The sequence below is a fragment of the Yoonia sp. SDW83-1 genome (genome assembly GCF_046762885.1).
Lineage (GTDB): Bacteria > Pseudomonadota > Alphaproteobacteria > Rhodobacterales > Rhodobacteraceae > Yoonia.
Genome location: NZ_JBKQXO010000012.1, coordinates 81,954 through 100,030, shown reverse-complemented (window position 1 = coordinate 100,030; position 18,077 = coordinate 81,954). Strand labels below are relative to the sequence as shown.

Genomic DNA, 18,077 nt, shown 5'->3' with positions numbered 1-18,077 from the left:
CAATGACCCGGATTCGCAAAGCAGTCTTCCCCGTCGCCGGCATGGGCACCCGTTTTCTTCCGGCCACAAAATCCATCCCAAAAGAGATGCTGCCACTGGTTGACCGGCCTCTGATCCAATATGCAATTGATGAGGCGCGCCAGGCTGGCATCGAGGAATTCATCTTTGTCACAGCCGCAGGCAAAGGCGCGTTAGAGGACTATTTCGACACGGCTGCGGCCTTGGAACAGCGGCTCGAAAAGAATGGCAAAACCAAAGCGCTGGCAGCGTTAGAGCCAACCCAGATGCCCGAAGGCGCGCTGACATTCATCCGCCAAAGCCAACCCAAGGGTTTGGGGCATGCCGTCAAACTTGCAGCGCGTGCCGTCGGCGATGAACCCTTTGCGGTGCTTTTGCCTGACGACGTCATCCGCGCGCCACGCGGTGCGTTGGCTCAGATGGTCGACGCACACGCATCTACCGGCGGGCACATGGTGGCCACGATGAACGTACCACGCAATGACACATCGTCCTACGGTGTTTTGGATGTCGAAACGGAGAATGCCAAATTCGCCAAGGCCCGTGGGTTGGTTGAAAAGCCCCGCCCCGATATCGCACCGTCAACACTGGCGGTCGTGGGACGATATATCTTGGAGCCATCAATCTTTGATCGACTGGCAGATCAGGGGCCCGGCGCAGGTGGGGAAATTCAATTGACCGACGCCATCAACGCGGATGTGCAAAATGCAGACGTGACAGGCTACCGCTTTGACGGCAAACGTTTCGATTGCGGCTCAGTCCAGGGGTTTGTGCAAGCCACCACAACTTTTGCGCTCGATCGTCCTGAATTACGTGCCGAATATGACCAGTTCCTCAGGGGGCGTCAGGAACACCTGTCTCAGGTTGCCTGATGCCTAGCCACCTATCCGAACGGATAGGTGGCTATCCGTCTGCCTTCGTGAGTCTGAAACGGCTTTGTGCCAGAATATAATCAACACCACTTATTGGAGCTAACCCATGACATCGTTTTCCAAGAACTTCGCCGCTGCGATGGCGATTGTATCTGCATCGACGGGCAATGCTCAAACGCTGGATATGCCCAAAGACACCGTTGTTCTGACCGTCAGCGGGGCTATCGCGGCTGCAAATATTGATGACACGGCCCAGTTTGATATCGCGATGCTGACCCAAATTGATGCCACCATGATCGAAACGACAACCATCTGGACCGAAGGCGAACAAACCTTTGAAGGTGTCTCACTTGATGTCTTGATGGATCAGCTTGGCGTCAACGAAGGCACAATTTTGGCCACCGCAATCAATGACTACACCGTCGAAATTCCGGTGTCCGATGCCGTTCCCGGCGGGCCCATCATTGCGTATCACATGAATGGGAACGCCATGTCTGTGCGCGACAAGGGCCCTTTGTGGGTTGTCTATCCCTACGATAGCGGCACAGACTTTCAATCAGAAGTAATCTACTCTCGCAGCATTTGGCAGCTCGACCGGTTGGAAATCGTCGAGTAACAATCGTCTCAGGATCGAAGGGATCACTTTTGACAGAGACTGAAACGCCCCCCAAATGGATCCGCCGAGGGCAAGTTGCCGTGGTGGGTCTTCTCGTTCTGGCCGCCATCGCGGTTTTGGGGTTTTCTGTTGCTGAAGATCTGGAGGAGCTTGAAACCGCACGCTCTGACAACCTGCAGTGGCATCTGGCGCAAACCGAGGTTGAATTCCTGGCCTTCGCCACCAGTCTGAGCATGGCCAACTCGGGCCGACTGGAGGATCTCACAGAGGTCCGCCAACGATTTGATGTGTTCTATAGCCGTATTGCGACCATCGAATCTGCCGCAAACTACAAGCCTTTGATGGAGGTTTCTGAATTTGAGAACGCACTGACCAAGGTGCGTGCCTTTCTTGATGAAACCGTGCCTTATGTGGATGCGGATGATGCCGGTTTTCAGGCCGCGCTGCCCGACATTGCGGCACAGATCGAAATGGCCAGATCGGATGTACGTCAGGTCGCCACCTCCGCGCTGCATTTCTTCACGATCAGAGCAGACGAGCGCAGGGCCGACTTTGCACAAACGTTGATAAAGCTTGCAGCAGCGGTCGCTCTACTTATCGCGGCTCTTGGCACAACGATATTCTACCTGCGCCGTCTGAACATCCAGCGGACACTGCGTCAACGTGAGGTCGAAGAAACAGCAGCGCGTATGGATACCGTGATCCAGACCTCGCTTGATGGCGTCATTGTAGCGAATGAAGAAGGGCACATACTGGCCTTCAACGCGGCAGCAGAAACGATATTTGGCCACATGGCCGAAGACGTGTTGGGCAAATCGCTGGGCCCGTTGATCGTACCTGAGCACATGCTTGATGCCCACGAAGCTGGTATGGAACGCATGCGTCAAGGCGGTGAAAAGCGTGTTGTTGGCAAAGGACGTGTAAAGCTAGAAGCCAAGCACAGCGACGGGTCGATCTTTCCTGTCGAACTTGCCATTCAAACCGCTGAAACCAACCAAGGCACTATTTTCGTGGCCTTTTTGCGGGATATTTCCGCCAGTGTGGCCGCCGAAAGAGAACTGATTTCAGCACGCGATCAGGCCCTTGCCGCGGACCGGCTCAAGACTGAATTTCTTGCCACTATGAGCCATGAAATCAGGACCCCACTGAATGGTCTGTTGGGGAACCTAACGCTTCTTCAGGATACGCATCTTAACGCCAATCAACTCCGCTACATCCGCAATATGGATACGTCAGGGGCTTTGCTGCTGAAACATGTCACCGACGTGCTTGATTTGTCGCGATACGACGTGGGTCGATTGGATTTACGGTCAGAGCCGGTCAATTTGGCAGACCTGATCCAATCCATCGTCGACAGCCAAAGTGGGCTGGCGACAAGCAATAACACATCGATTGAATGGCGCTGGATTGGGGAAGCTTCCAATTGGGTGAAATCCGATCCCGATGCACTGCAACACATGTTGATAAATCTGGTCGGCAATGCGGTGAAATTCACCCACGACGGAAATGTTTCAATCACCGTTGAAGCGCGCAAGATTCAGGACACATCTGCGGATGTGCTGTTTCAGGTCCACGATACTGGCGTTGGGATGGATGACGATCTGCGTGAAAAGATATTTGACGATTTTGTCACCGGCACAGTGGCCTACGACCGGGATGTGGGCGGCACCGGACTGGGATTAGGGATCGTGCGCCGCTCGGTCGACGCCTTAGGCGGTATGATACATGTTGAAAGCGCGCCGGGCAAAGGCAGCCGTTTTGAGGTCAATGTGCCTTTGACGCTAACATGCCGACCAAATCAAGATCCAGTTCTGAAACAAGCGACCGAACCTTTGGGTGGTCTGCATATCCTGGTTGTTGAAGACAACGAAATCAATCGTGCGGTGGTCCGCGAAATGCTGCGTGCCGATGGACATATGATCGAAGAGGTATCAAACGGGAAAGAAGCCGTGGAACTGGCGGCCGAGGCACACTTTGATCTGATCCTCATGGATATCAGCATGCCCATCATGGACGGTCAGACAGCGACACGCGCGATTCGACAGGGGAATGGCGCCTGCGCAACGACACCCATCATCGCATTGACCGCAAATGCGATGGCGTCGGAACAAGCAGCCTTTTTAGAGGACGGGATGAACAGTGTTTTGATCAAACCACTGTCGCGCACCGCACTACGCAAAGAGATCAACGAAATTGCCGCGAAATCGATTCTGGCCGAAGCGCTTGAAGAACACCCAAACCCCGGCAATGAAATGCGAGCGGTGCTGGGGGATGACGCCTATAACGTGATGCGCTCTCGGTTCATTGCTGAGGTCGACGATTTACATGGCTGGCTCGGTGCAACCTCCCTGCCCCCATTGTCTGAAGTTGTACAACGTTGTCACAAGACCGCAGGCAGCGCGGGCATGTTCGGCGCAGAAGAGTATTGCGCTGTTCTGATCGCTATCGAAGATTCCGCCAAGGAATTCGATCAGCAGGCGGTGATGACAACCATATCGACATTAGACGAAGTCTGGCAGCGATCTCAGCGTACCTTCTAGCTTTTTTCTCGAAGCAGGGCTGCAGCGCCGATGACCCCGATCACCCGACCAATCTCGGTCACGTTCGTCACCGCGCTGTCGTAGCAAGCAAGTGCATCACCGGGCAACAGATAGGGATCAAAATCGTCCCGATCCGCCCTGCGTAACAAGTCTTCAATGTCGCGTTCGATCACAACCGATACACCCGTCACCGGATTGCGTGAAAACAAAACCGATGACCGGTCCGCACTTGTCCCGCGGGCACCACCGACGCAATTACTGTCAATCACGGCCTGCATATAGCGGGTGCCATAGGGTACTTCGCGGACGGTTTGTCCAATTGCAGACGCCGCATTATTCGTGGCTGGCTGCGTCAGGTTCGACAAAAACATGCTGACGCCCGGTGGGCTTATTGGACTGGGCCGCATCAGGTCTTCTTGAAAACACTGGCGACTGGGCACGTCTATCTCGTCCCCGGTCAGCAACATAATGTCCACAACATTCTGTCCCCGGAAAACGCCGCGCATATCCAGCCTATAAACCGTTGCCCCCCGACGCACAGTGACCGCCGAAATATCCGCGTCCGGACGCACACCGCCAGCGGCGCGCAAAGCAGCCGATAGGTTGCGGCCTTCGCTGGAAGCACCCAGCGCGTCCTGCCTGCGGCCATCAACCTGATCCCCGGTCACGCCACCGATTTCTACGGAATGGGGTTCGAAAACGGCGCCTGACACGCCCACCGTCACTGAGGCAAAATCAGCAACCCTTACAGATATGCGCGGAAGTTCGTCATAAAATGCGTCACTAAGAAGTTGGCTGGCAATATCATCTTCGATCTGATCCGTTGTCCGCCCCTGCGCAGGAATGGGGCGCAGAAACGGTAATTTCAGCGTCCCGTCACGGGATATGACGTAGTCGCCATTGAACGTCTCATCGTCGCCGACACGAATATCGACAAGATCATTGCGCGTGAGCCGCTCCCCCCTCAGCGCGGCTGCCGAAAAACCTGATCCTTTGCCCCCATTCTGCTGTGCTTCAACGCCGCCGCGTAAAGGCAGACATTTGCTTTCATTGATGCGCGCAGATCTTAGAAACTCTGCGTCGCTGCGGGCGACATCAATGTCCCGGTATTGCGCCTGATACCCGTCACCAACCGCCACAGATTCAAGGTTGTCAGGCACATCATAAGTTGCGCAGCAACTCAGAAATGCCGTGGCTAGGCCAGGAAGGATTGTACGCACTGGCATAGGGCACTCCGCTCACAAAATTACTGTCCCTTTGTTAGGCCAAGATGACCGAGCGGTCCATGATGCAATCAGGGCGTGATCCTATCCAAACGGATATCGGGGTGACCCGTTGCCCCGTTGGACTGGCCTTACAGGACGAAGACGGGGGTGGTTTTGCGTTGGTATGACGGGGCAACGCACTCGAAAGCTGACGCTATGCCCTGGACCACGAAAACCCTTGCCCAAAACTTGTTCGCCTACGGCGCATCCGAAGTCGCGGCCAAGGCGTCACGTCTGTTGGTCGTGGTTGCTGTAGCCCGCACGTTAGAGTTGACCGAGATCGGCCTTGCTGCTGCGGCCTTCGCCGCCGGTGATGTGCTAAAGTCCGTGACCGAAAACGGCGTTGGTCAACGGATCATCGCGGCACATGACGATAAACTGGACGCGACATGCGCCACCGCCCACCGCATCTTTTGGGTTTGGTGTGTCGGGCTATTCATCGCGCAGGTTGGCATCGGGGCCGCGATCTACGCCACCGCTGGCAGTGCGATGCTGTTTGCGCTGATCGCAATCCTGGCCGCAGAATATCTGTTCATGCCCGCAGGATTGGTACAAGCCGCCCTTGCGATGCGGGCCGGTCAGCTGCGGGCCACGGCAGGGATCGCTGGTGCACAGGTCGTCGGTGCCAACATCATGTCGGTCATCCTGGTCTTCTTTTGGCCAAGCGCCATCGCATTGGTACTGCCCCGCTTGCTGGCCGCGCCGATCTGGTTGATCGCCATGCGGCGGCTGCACCCTTGGCAGCGGAACACCCAAGCGGGTTTTGCGCCACTGCCCCCATTCATCCAATTCGGTTGGGCTGTTCTGGGCGTCGAAATCGTCAAGGCGCTACGCCTTCAGGCCGATAAGATCATCATCGGGGCGATGATGGGGGCGGAAGCACTTGGCCTTTACTTCATGGCGTTCAATGCGGGCCTAAGCCTGTCCAACGCCTTCTCGACAGCCTTCTCGACAGTACTGTTCCCCCATCTTAGCCAAGCGCGGGACAAGGCTATAGCCCTGCGCCAAAGCATCCTGTTAGGGATTGGCCTAATCACCCCGGCGGTCCTGATCCAAGCGGCACTGGCCCCGGTTTACGTGCCCGTCCTGTTCGGCCCCGGTTGGGACGAAGTGGCCGGCATCGTGTCCGTGCTCTGCCTGGTCGCAATCCCAACAACGCTATGGTCAGCCATCGCAGGCTGGTTGCGCAGCGAAGGACGCCCGCAAGCAGAACTGGTCGGCACAATCGGCATCACCCTTGGCCTCGCATGCAGCACCATCATGCTTGTCCCTTACGGCCTTTTGGCAGTGGCCACTGGATATGCCGTCGCCTGTTTCACGTTGATGTCCATCGCCTCCCTTCCCGTCATTCTGGCCAACCTTGGCCCCACCAAAGAAAGCGTCTGAATATGCCCGTCTTTTCCATTGTGATGCCCTGCTTTGACGCGGCGAACACCATCCTCGACACGATCGACAGCATCCAGAAACAGACACTTCAGGACTGGGAAATGATCTGTGTCGATGACGGCTCAACTGACCTGACCACACAGCTGATTGCGGACGCCGGACAGCGGGACAAACGGATCAAACTGGTCCGCAACCCCGGCAAAGGGCCAAGTGCAGCCCGTAATTTTGGGGCCAGCCATATTGCTGCGGGCACTTATATCGCCTTCTGCGACGCCGACGATATCTGGGCTACAGACAAGCTAGCTGGTGTCGCGCACCAGTTTGATATCACGCCGCATGATGCCGTCTTCGGTCAAATCGGGTTCTTTGTCGATGACCCCGCGCAGGCCCACGTTCTTTCAACGGTGCCCACAGAGCCCCTGACGATTGATATGCTCTTGGGCGAGAACCCCGTTTGCACCATGTCGAACCTGAGCATTCGTAAGGATAGCTTTCTGGAATATGGTGGGTTTGACCCCAAGGTTGTACATAACGAAGATCTTGAATGGCTGATCCGTCTTGTGGGTCAAGGGGCGACTCTCGGCGGAATGCAAGCCCTGCAAACCTGGTATCGAAGCAATCCCAATGGGTTATCTGCCGATCTTGCAGCGATGCAGGCTGGACGCCAGCATGCCATTCGGACCGCCAAGACATTCGGCGTCACCCCGTCGCCCAAAGCCGAAGCCGTGTATCAACGCTATCTTGCGCGACGGGCCTTGCGCCTTGGGCAAGATAAGGTGTGGGCCGCAAAGACCGCGCTTCGAGGGTTACGGCAAAGCCCATCGGGCTTCCTCAACCCGCCCCGGCGCGGTGCGCTCACGCTGGTCGGCGCACTCTCCAATCTTGTTTTGCCACGCTGCTTCGCACGCGCACTTTTCTCTCAGTAAAGGAATACCCAATGACCCTCGCTTCTATAGTTGTGCCCGCTTTCAACGTCAGCGCCACATTGGCCGAAACCCTGACCGCCCTGCGCGCGCAGACCTATGAAAACTACGAAATCATCGTTGTCGATGATGGCTCGTCAGATGACACCATAAGGATCGCGAAAAGCTTCGGGGGTGACCCACGCCTGCGCATTATCCAACAACCTAACCGGGGTCTCGCCGGGGCACGCAACAGCGGCATTGCAGCTGCAAAGGGCGACTATATCGGGTTCTGCGACGCGGATGATTTGTGGGAGCCGACGAAATTGGCAGCTCATGTCGCGCATCTGAATGAATGCATAGATGTCGGCGTTAGTTACGCCGGATCGCGCTTAATGCATGATGACGGTCGCCCGATGTCACAAGCGCAACGCCCCCTTCTGCATGGAGTATCAGCAGCCCATATCCTGAAACGAAACCCCATCGGAAACGGTTCTGCCCCCGTTATCAGGCGTGCGGTTTTTGACGACATTGCCTATCGACCAAAGCACGAAACAGAACGCGACTGGTATTTTGATGAAACCTTTCGGCAATCCGAAGATATCGAATGCTGGCTGCGAATGGCATTGACGACGGACTGGACGTTCGAAGGGGTGGAAGGTTTGCTGACACGCTACCGGATCAACCGGGGTGGCCTTTCTGCAGGGACAGACAAACAACTGGCGGCGTGGGAACGTATGATCGAAAAGTTGACGCCACTGACGCCCGAGTTCTTCGCCGAAAACGCGAACCTCGCAAGGGCTTACCAGCATCGCTACCTGTGCCGCCGGGCCATCAGCGATTTCGACATTTCAAAAGCAAAATACTGGGCTGACGCATGGCTGAAAACATCAAAGCGGACGTTTTTGGAAGAACCACGGAAGTCCATCGAAACCTATGCCGCATTGCAGATCATGCGGATGATCGGCGCGGGTACATTACGCGGCTTGGCCGCAATGCGCACGGGACATGCGGCATGAGAAATACTCAACACCCAAAGGTCGTGCACCTGATTGATGACACGACCGCAGGCGGCGTCATGCGGGTTCTGGACCACCTGACCCGATCAACCGAGCTGGCCCAGGACGCCAACCACAAGGTGCATACGGTTAAAAGAGGGCGCATATCCCTGCGCCGTCTCAAAGCGGATGTCATCGTATCACATCTATCGATTAGCTGGCGGACTCTGCCCGCTCTGATGGCGCTTCGGGCAAGGCATTCATCCACGAAACTCTTTCATGTCGAACATAGCTATACCGACGGGTTTGTGCGGCACAATGTCACCAACAAGCGGCGGTTCTCCACACTGCTGCGAACGGCGTTTCGTCTGTTTGACCAAGTCATTGCCGTCAGTGAAGGACAAGGCAAATGGCTGAAAGAAGAAGGTTATCTCGATCCGTCAAAGATGACTGTCATTCGATCCTACGTCGACTTGGAGCCATTTACGGCACTCCCATCAGCAACGAGCCCTGTCAGACATTTCGGTGCGATTGGACGGCTGAATAAACAAAAGGGGTTTGATGTGCTCATCTTGGCTTTCCAAAAGGTCGAAGGGGACGACCTGCGCTTGTCAATCTTTGGCCAAGGGCCAGAAGAATCCAACCTGCGCGCCCTCGCCAAGAATGACCCACGTATCATCTTCGAAGGCTTTGCGGAAAGCCCGACAGCACCCTATCAAGCAGTAGACGCCGTCCTGATGCCGTCACGCTGGGAAGCTTACGGTTTGGTCGCCATCGAAGCACTTGCCGCTGGACGCGCGCTGATTTGCAGTGGCGTTGATGGATTACAGGATCACACGGAATTCGGCGCCCAGATGGTTGCAGTTAACGATGTCGAAGGCTGGACGGCAAAAATCGGTGAATTTGCTGGACAGATGATACGCCCAAAGCCCATCTGCATTGGCTCGATACGTGCATTGGACAACCGGTGGGGTTGGAAAAACGCACTTTCATGAAATGCCACTAGTTTATTGCTACCCCATTTCGTACGCGGGTTAGCGATCGCGCTTGTTGTCAATCTTATCTTACCTGCTACAGGAAGAACTGAGGGGGCTACATTCTTCGAAATAGGCAAATCCAATGATAGCGCATATATCATCGTTTCTGATGAAGTTGGACCGTACCTTATGTTTTCCTGTGGTCTGGGTTTTCGTGCAGAAGACTATGCCGACAGCGACCGTGAAGAAAACCGCCTGACTGAACCTCCGTTTTCAACGTACCTGCGCACGGAGAGGTTCTTTGCGCTCAATCAAGTCAACGACGCGATACTGCGTTTTAACTTTCGAGTCGGACGCAATACCTATGAAGCGTTCGCCAACCGTCTAGGCGCTCCATACACATTCTGGACGGAGGTCAGTCTTCCGTTCGAGGGAAGAGATCATTGTGCAGCTTAGATAAAGGCCTGCCAAGAAAAACGAACATCTGACGGGCAGATTGTGTCAGCGTTTGCCAGAACTTGTCGTTTCTGTACCCGGCGGAAACGACCGTTTGTGACCGGGCACCTTCATCCAAAGCCGTCGTTGGGGCAGCTGCGGCGAAAGTCGGCAAAGTCCGCGATTTGATCGTAGAAGCTGGCTGCAGCGAAAGCTATAGGAAGAAAAGTTCGAACCTTAAATGGGCTTTGTTTTGAGCCCTAAATTGCCGATTCTACGTTCCCGTCCCTTACTCCCCAAAAACCAGAGTTCGAACCAGAATGTAGCCTTACTTACAAGGCTACTATCGAGTTATCCACAGGGTCCGTCCCTTAATGCGGGCTTATCCGAGTCACTCTTCGACAAAACATCAGCAAGAGTGGTACTGCAGCTACTATTCTGGAACCAAGATCTGTCGCCTAGGCATCTTGTTTTTTAGACACAGCGGCGCTGCTAGTTGTGAGTGGCGTTGGTGTGCTTTTCTCCTTCTCTAATATCCGCCTGCCGGATTTGCGAAGGAAAGAGGTATGATGTAGACAGAGGCCCTGTACCAAAAAGCACAGGGCCTCTCCCCCACATACGATGCCCTGGAAGCGCCTTTGCTTGACCCGGGCATCAAGAGCAATGGAACGCACCCGATTGGGCCAGAGCTTTAACAAACGCAAGTGTTCCGACTGCTTGTTTTGCCGTCCATTGGTAACCATTCGATTAAGCTGACATGATGTTAGGCGAGATTGGAGCAGTTTTTCCCCGGGCGGACGCCATCCATTCCCGGGCAATCGAGCGCCAACTGCCTTTGACCCTCGCGGATTAGTACCGCAATAACGATGATCTGGCCAATTACTCTACGCCAGATATCGCCGCAGCATGATCGAAATCGGAAGGTGCATACTAGGCTTCATCAACGATGCTGGATTTCTCAAGTCGCGGCAGCACCAGCCCAGCTCCATTTGCCTGGCCCAGATCACGAGGGTAGGCCAGAAACCAATTAGGCATTTCTTAAGAATGGATTGGTACGGAAGAGTTGGTGATGATCTTCACCCACTAAACTTATCAAAGAACTGAAACTGAAACTGAATTTTTCCCTGCGCCAAGACACTTCGTTGTCTTGGTACAGCAGTGATTCCTAACACCGCGCCGGATGGCATCGAGAACTCTTAGCTGACCCCACATGAGACGATACACCTGACATTAACCAGAAAGTGCTAGCAACCTGGAAACTCAGACATAGCCTCGTGGAGAAAGCCTGACGCATGCATAAAAAGGAACCAAACCCCGGCCTCACTTGGATTCGGGCGCCGAAACGGGCGTTCTTTGTCACGCTACCACTCTTGTGCTCTTGTGGAGGGGGCACCGGCAGCACGACAGCGCTGACTGCTTTACAAGAGATGCAAGCGTCTACCAATCAACTTGTCTCGGAATTCTCTCCCATTGAATATACAGAATTCAGCGCAATACCCACAAGCGGGGTTGTCGCTTATCAAGGTTTCGTCGCTGGTCAGCTTTCCAACACAACAGACGACGTAACCGATTCACTCAATGGTACCCTCTTAGTTTTTGTCGACTTTGAGGCAACAGAGATGGTGACTGGATCCGCCAACAACTTTCTTGATGACGCTGGACATGCTTTGCTCGGCGAGATCACCTTATCCGGCGGAACTGTCAATCGCGCTGGTGACCCAAATGTTGATGCCACGTTTTCCTTTGATGGAACTGGTGATTTGACGGATGCGAACAGTCAAACAATTTCGCTCACGACAGTCTTTACGGGCGATTTTCTCGGTGACACGTATCAAGGGGTTGGTGGAGATGTGCAAGGGCAGGCAATCGTCGACGGAACGCCACAATCGTTTGGCGGTCTCTTCATCGTTTCGCAATGACCCGCTAATTCAGACTGTGCCGCCCGGCGCTCAGATAAAGGAACATCTCGTTGTCTGGATCCTCTGTTGTCTCCAAACATGTTTCTTCGGTAAATGCATCTGCTTCGAGTTCGAGATCTGCTAGTGCCGCAACCAGACACTGATCCAAGGACTCCTGGCTAATTCTGAGCTCGTTTTTCTGGCAGTAAATGCGCAGATCATTGATGACTTCGATTATCCAACTGTGTTTCTCTCTTGTCAGAGCGCATCTCGTCATCTTGTCACCTCGTTACATACTGGCTTGGGCTTGATTCACGTTGAACAGAGAATTGTTCGACACGAATTCGCACTTCAAATAAGACTCATGTGCCAAGAAGGTAAATTTTTGGTTTAAAAGGGCGTTGCAGAGCCAGCGAGAGATGCGCCGCGCGGGACCTGCTGTGGCGGGCGTGCGGATCACGGCATGCAAGGATGAGCCATGGTCATTTTTGGATTGTGGCCCCGATGTCAGAAGCCGACATGACATCCACCCGATACAAGCTAAGTTTTTGCTGCGCTGGAAAACATGCTTTCTTTCATGCTCTGCCAGCACTTCTGCGGAAATTGCTGTATCAAGCGACCGCAGGCGGCAACAGCTTCAGTGCAAGAAAACACTAAAGAGACGACCAGATATCCCATTGTCTCTTCATCGCATCCGATCCAGCGCGTGCTTGGTCAGAACGACAGATAGTCGATTGCACCGAACTCCAGACTGCCAAGAACCTGCTTCGCATCGGTGATACCGTGGACCGTCAATTCATTCTCAGAGCCAAAGTCGATCACAAGCGAATTTTCATGGATCCTCATGTTCTGCGTGACCCAGGCACTTGGGTCGTCCCCATCAGTCAAAAGAGAAGTATCGATCAATATTGTGTCTACACCCTGCTGGAAATCCTGGATTTCATCTCTGCCTTCAACAAAAACAAAAGTGTCAAAGCCACTCCCGCCCCATAGCTCATCATCACCCTGGTCGCCCGAAAGGACATCATTGCCAGCATTTCCTTTGAGAATGTCGTTGCCGTCACCCCCGAAGAGAAAATCGCCATTGTTTCCACCAGCCGCGTCAAAACGGTCAGGCAGGACGCCATTGCCGAAAAAACCTCCTCGACCAGCGCCACCATCGATTCTGTCATCGCCCGCCATACCGAAAATGATATCTGAACCACTGCCGCCAAGGATATCGTCCGAAGTTATCTCTCCTCTGACCATATTCGGCAGCTGATCTGCGTTCAGTTGTGCTTCAAACATGTCCTCTATCATCGCAAGCGTTTGATAATCAGCGCTTTGCTTCTTTTCCAAGGTCAGCATGGCAATCTCAAACTTCTGATCAAAGCTAAGCTGGACCGTTCCATCCATCACAACCAGATCATCCTCTGTCAAACGAGAGGCACCGTTGGAGCTTCCGTTGGCCAGATCCATATTGACCACTTCAACCGTTTGAAGGTCGCCAAAGAGCCCAAGGTCGACACTGAGGTCGACTTGACCACTGTGAATATCCTCGACATAGAAGAATATGTTATATTCACTTTCGTTTTCGTACGTAAAACTCCGATAGCCCTCTGCGTCGCCTCCTCCAATTCCGAGGAAATCACTGGATTGGACATTTTCGCTTAACAGTTTGAGGATGGCAGCTTGTGGCGCGTCGAATTCAGACAAGCGATCTGATACCGTCGTTGTCAAGATATGATCCTTGTAACGGAATGCTCCAACGACACCCCAAACCGCGGCTCTATCAACACCCGATGCCAACATATGAGCATATAGTTCGAGAGTGTTGGCTGCCGCCGACAGCTCGTACGGCATCGAATTGCCATTTTCACTATTCGTTGTGAATGCTGATACATAAGTATCTACATTTTCCTCACTGATGCCCACCTCGGCAAATGCCTCCAACCAGCGTTCAATGATCTGGCCTCTTTTGAATAATGGTGCATTTGGATTGTCGAGCAAGTCGGCATTGAAACCCAGGATATGCTGCCGTAGAGCATCGATGCCGCTAATTGTATCGCCCAATATGCCGATCATCATTTCGTCGATCGCTGTTTGTCGCTGCTGCGTCGTCATACTGGGGGATGGTACGAATCCGATGTCCTCCAAACCATCAATCATTGGACCAGACCCCTCAAAAAAAGGATCGAAATACTCTGATTGCAACAGTTTCGTAAACTCGTACTCGCCGCGCCCGATCTGCAGACCAATGTCGTACGATATTCCGCTTCCGTCCAACTGGAGCTCAATCTGTTCAATCATCGCCTTTGCGATCACCGCATACTCAATCGGATTGGAATATGCCTCATTTCCAATACTGAAGGTGATTTTGTCAGGATAAACACCATCATTGTATTCGCTATTCTTCAGTCTTGTTAGGAAAACCGAAACATCCGACACCGCTGCGCTGATCGCTTTCGCTCTTACCTCAGCGTCTGATAAATCGGAGTTTTGAAAGTAGCGCTTTACGGGGATAACGAGGTCGACTGACGCATCTCTTTCGACTGCGGCCTGAAGCACTTGGCTGAAAGTGGCGACATCATCCCGCAGAAGATAGTTGTTGTCGTCATATTCAAGTGCTAGCGGACTGATCAATTCCTTATGTGTCAAGTCAAACGCAAAATGACTGCGGTCTCCGCCAAGTGTTTTAAGTGATATCTCTCCGCCATCCACCCTGATGCGACCGTCTTTGACCCATCCGGTTTCGGATACGGTGCCGCCGGGAAAGCGGATGTTGGTCAAGCCAAGCTTGTCGATATGCTCTTCGTAATAGTGCCAGCCGAATTGGTTGACGGCGATTGCACTGAACATGTTAGCATTCATCGTTCCCAGAACTTCATGCGTAGTCGTTGAGATGATCGACTTTGTTGTCACGTTTGTCATTTTGGACCCCTACCGTTTTTGCTACCTCCTTGTTGAAACGATGGTTTGATTGGCATCAGGCAGGTTTGTGACGTAATCGGGACTATTGGCTAAAGTAGGCGTGTAATTTTAGCAAAATTTTTGAACTCTTGACTGTAATCTGAAGTTTTCGCTCCATGGTACGACTCCACAAATCATCGGTCTTGAGCCGTGCTGACGGGTGAAATGCTGAAGAAACAGTTCAAATCTGGCTTGGTTATCGGATCGCTAACGCGGACTCGCTAAAGAAGGCAATCCGCGCCAGCACCATTAGATTTTCAGAACTGACATCCTCAAGCGGTTTGCGGTATGTCCCTAAAAATGTCCGAGTTGGCCAAGTAGAGTTCCATCTCGGTGTGATCCATCCCAGCGGCCTTCAGAAGCTTGACATGCTTTTCTGGAGAGTAATCCCACATCCCGATTGATACGGATTCGCCCTTGTAATCGCCGCTTGCCACAATCGTTGGAGAAACCTGACTGTTCCGGTATAGCCGCTTCATCTGATGATCAAAGACGGCTATGAGATGCGACAAGTTGAATTCCTTCATCAGACTTGCACCCGCAGCCAAAAGCTTAAAGGACGTCCTTGAATCGGCGCCGGGCGCCAGGCAGAAGCGTGTACACTCCCAAATCCGCGGATCTTTGATTTTTGGACCGTCATGCAACGCACCAAAGTGCTCATTCAGCATAGTGCGACCGATCGTTGGAAGAAAACGCATGGAGCCAAGATGTTGCCCGTCATCGCCAACGACCAGTACATATAGAGGGTTCATTCTATCATAAACATCCCGCTCCATGCCAAGATTGTCGATTTGTACCGTCCAGCCCAAGCGATGATAAAACTGTGCTGCCCTGTGCCTGAACATTGATCTAGCCAGATCGGGTTCAAGAAAAAGGTTGTGTCCAGATATGAGTCGTATCATTTCTTGCTCCTGTGCATGGAGCGTTTAGTATGATTTTTATGGCTTAACGAAAGATGATGACACCGCTCGGTGGGTGTCAGCTCATGCAACAGCACAACCGAGAACCACTTGACGAGGCCATCGTATCACCGTTTTGAGCCATGGTGACTTTCGGGCGTAAGAAGTGTCACTCCCGGAGTAACGGCAATTGAAATCACTTGCGAGCGATAGACCTCGTCAATCGTATGATGCACATCCCTTGAAAAACCATCAAAGGGGGGATGACCTTCCTCTACAGGAAACAACTTGCCAGTACTCAAGCTGGGGCTCTTGACCTGTTGACTGCTGTGCTGACGTAGGATTTCCTCGACCGCCGGCGACGACAGGCTCGGGTGAACCACACGCTTTATCGGCCGCACAATAATCTGCCGCTCATCGCCGATCAAATGAGCGCATATGGACGAAAAAACAGAACAATAGTCTTCGTATCGCCAAACGACCAACATGTCGACGCCGGGAAGAGCACGTATCCGTTTCACCAGATTTAACCAGTCCACACTTTCTAACGGATTTAACTCTTGAAAACGCGCGACCGGCATGACCCTTCCGGACATCAGCAGCTGACAATATGCAGAGTTCAGGAACGTTACCGGATTCCGAATGCCCAGAAAGATGTCAACCTTCTTTTCAAGCCTCGCAATCAAGTCGGATATCCGGCCATCAGCGTAGGGATACCGCTGTTTGATCGGAAACCGCCGGGGGCTATTGAGCACACCAATGAAATTCTCTTCGCTAAGGATCAGTCTGCGAGAACCTTTGCGCATAACATGAAGCTGATCTTTTGGTGATTTTTGTTTGCGAATGGGGTCAATCGCAGCATTCAAACCAAAAAGAGAAGGAATCGTGCGCCCAGGTCTTCGGAAGTAACCGGGACCATAGTATTCGACACCTGCCTCACTCAACTGGCCCGACGATCTTCTTAAAGAGGCCTGAAGATGTGTTGTGGCAGTCTTATGCGCGCCGATGTGGAAAGCAATGGTAAAATCGGTTTCCTTCATTACGCCCGCCAATCCTTCAGTCGTGGAGCAACTTTGGTACTGACGGCGACGTCAGAATGGTCCCCCCGATATGACACATCGTAGTCCGCCAATCGAAAAAAGTCAGCAGGCGACAAGTGTATCCACCAAGGTTTGTTCATTCCTTCCAGATGTTTCACTTCGATCGCATTTAGAGATAAATCGAGTCGGTCTTATCCCATGGAGCGTTCCTCATGATCGCAGATTGCGTATCTGCATCGCCGCTGGCTTGTCCACCACGGCTGATGAAAGCTTAATTGTCGCTTCTGCTGGCGAAACAACCCGCGGATTCTACAGCGAGATCGAAAATTGGGTCACATCTCGAAACTGACGTTAGCAGTTTCCATAAATGCTCAGAAACCTGTCGGATTCAAGAATTCGCACGACAAAGGGCCGCTTCCGCAGATCAATGCGGGCTCATGAACCAAACGCTATAGCGTGACGCTTGAGCATGGACGCTCACTACCTCCTGGCCCGTCGCCTCATGGTGAGCCTCTAAGCATCAACGGATCGAGCAACACAGTCCAGAACTCCAAGCTTGTCAAGAAGTCGCCTGGTTGATTCCTTGCCATCTCCAAAACTAGTGGTTCAAGACAGCTGTCTTCCGTTGTCAGCAAAACACAGCCGTCTTGAACATTTGCTGAATGGTGGGACTAATTCAACGTCCGGAGGTTGCAGGCAAACGTCTTAACAATTTCTTAATGGACATGCGGTCAAGCCAGCGTCATTCGGTTGCCGACGATCGCTCCAAGGCTTGAGGTGCCACGTCAAACACAGTTAAAGCGGACCAGCGGATGCTCAAACCAACACTGATCGCCATCACCCAGCGTATTTCGCAGTAACGCACAGGAGGCAACAATCCGCCGATGCGCATTCGATTAACCATACGTTAACCATATGAGCCAATCATTTAATGAACAACAACCGGAGGGCTAAGGACGTGTACGAAGCCACTGAAGAACAGCGACTAATGATCAGGTATTATGAAGCACGCCGTCTGGGATTTGTTCATACGGCCGCTGCCATTAAAACTCTGATAGGGCATGATATTTTCCGTCGCAATGTCGATATCGTGGAAACGAGAACCGAGCGTGAGGTGCCTATCTCGCATCTTGAGTGAGAAACATCGGTTCACAAAACATCACAGCCCTAATTCCGTTGGGGGGTTGGGCCGGTCATTTTCTAATGCGGCGACGGCGATGAAAAGCGCATTGCTCGAGGAATGCTTTCCTTCTCTTGCAAAAGCGTACGCCTGTCTCTCCAG

Annotated in this window: 12 protein-coding genes; 8 read left to right on the top strand and 4 right to left on the bottom strand. The window is 53.0% G+C overall.

Going from position 1 to position 18,077, the window contains the following annotated elements:
• Positions 1–2 precede the first annotated feature (2 nt).
• The 3 genes from galU (at position 3) to ACFWW4_RS15995 (ending at position 4,046) form a co-directional block, all read left to right on the top strand.
• Positions 3–890, top strand: a complete 888-nt coding sequence (galU, locus tag ACFWW4_RS16005; RefSeq protein WP_411891780.1) for a UTP--glucose-1-phosphate uridylyltransferase GalU — start codon at positions 3–5, stop codon at positions 888–890.
• A gap of 106 nt (positions 891–996) precedes the next feature.
• Complete coding sequence (locus ACFWW4_RS16000; protein WP_411891779.1) at positions 997–1,506, top strand: molybdopterin-dependent oxidoreductase; 510 nt, start codon at positions 997–999, stop codon at positions 1,504–1,506.
• Between the two features lie 29 nt (positions 1,507–1,535).
• Positions 1,536–4,046, top strand: a complete 2,511-nt coding sequence (locus ACFWW4_RS15995; protein WP_411891778.1) for an ATP-binding protein — start codon at positions 1,536–1,538, stop codon at positions 4,044–4,046.
• Here the strand turns inward: ACFWW4_RS15995 and ACFWW4_RS15990 are convergent.
• Complete coding sequence (locus ACFWW4_RS15990) at positions 4,043–5,272, bottom strand: polysaccharide biosynthesis/export family protein (RefSeq protein WP_411891777.1); 1,230 nt, start codon at positions 5,270–5,272, stop codon at positions 4,043–4,045. The genes ACFWW4_RS15995 and ACFWW4_RS15990 overlap by 4 nt on opposite strands.
• 195 nt (positions 5,273–5,467) lie before the next feature.
• Between ACFWW4_RS15990 and ACFWW4_RS15985 the strand changes: the two genes are divergently transcribed.
• The 5 genes from ACFWW4_RS15985 (at position 5,468) to ACFWW4_RS15965 (ending at position 11,928) form a co-directional block, all read left to right on the top strand.
• Positions 5,468–6,697, top strand: a complete 1,230-nt coding sequence (locus tag ACFWW4_RS15985; protein ID WP_411891776.1) for an oligosaccharide flippase family protein — start codon at positions 5,468–5,470, stop codon at positions 6,695–6,697.
• Positions 6,698–6,699: 2 nt separating this feature from the next.
• The gene (locus ACFWW4_RS15980) at positions 6,700–7,623 is read left to right on the top strand and encodes a glycosyltransferase family 2 protein (protein ID WP_411891775.1); all 924 of its coding nucleotides are present in this window, start codon (positions 6,700–6,702) and stop codon (positions 7,621–7,623) included.
• An 11-nt stretch (positions 7,624–7,634) separates the two neighbouring features.
• Positions 7,635–8,618, top strand: a complete 984-nt coding sequence (locus ACFWW4_RS15975) for a glycosyltransferase family 2 protein (RefSeq protein ID WP_411891774.1) — start codon at positions 7,635–7,637, stop codon at positions 8,616–8,618.
• Entirely contained in the window at positions 8,615–9,592 is a 978-nt protein-coding gene (locus ACFWW4_RS15970; RefSeq protein WP_411891850.1) for a glycosyltransferase family 4 protein, read from the top strand. The genes ACFWW4_RS15975 and ACFWW4_RS15970 overlap by 4 nt, the downstream gene beginning before the upstream one ends.
• Before the next feature lie 1,709 nt (positions 9,593–11,301).
• Entirely contained in the window at positions 11,302–11,928 is a 627-nt protein-coding gene (locus ACFWW4_RS15965) for a hypothetical protein (protein WP_411891773.1), read from the top strand.
• A gap of 693 nt (positions 11,929–12,621) precedes the next feature.
• Here the strand turns inward: ACFWW4_RS15965 and ACFWW4_RS15960 are convergent.
• The 3 genes from ACFWW4_RS15960 to ACFWW4_RS15950 all read right to left on the bottom strand — a co-directional run bounded on the left by ACFWW4_RS15960 (position 12,622) and on the right by ACFWW4_RS15950 (position 16,795).
• The gene (locus ACFWW4_RS15960) at positions 12,622–14,817 is read right to left on the bottom strand and encodes a hypothetical protein (RefSeq protein ID WP_411891772.1); all 2,196 of its coding nucleotides are present in this window, start codon (positions 14,815–14,817) and stop codon (positions 12,622–12,624) included.
• 311 nt (positions 14,818–15,128) lie between these two features.
• Positions 15,129–15,758, bottom strand: a complete 630-nt coding sequence (locus ACFWW4_RS15955) for an acyl-homoserine-lactone synthase (protein ID WP_411891771.1) — start codon at positions 15,756–15,758, stop codon at positions 15,129–15,131.
• 125 nt (positions 15,759–15,883) lie between these two features.
• Positions 15,884–16,795, bottom strand: a complete 912-nt coding sequence (locus tag ACFWW4_RS15950; protein ID WP_411891770.1) for a hypothetical protein — start codon at positions 16,793–16,795, stop codon at positions 15,884–15,886.
• Positions 16,796–18,077 lie beyond the last annotated feature (1,282 nt).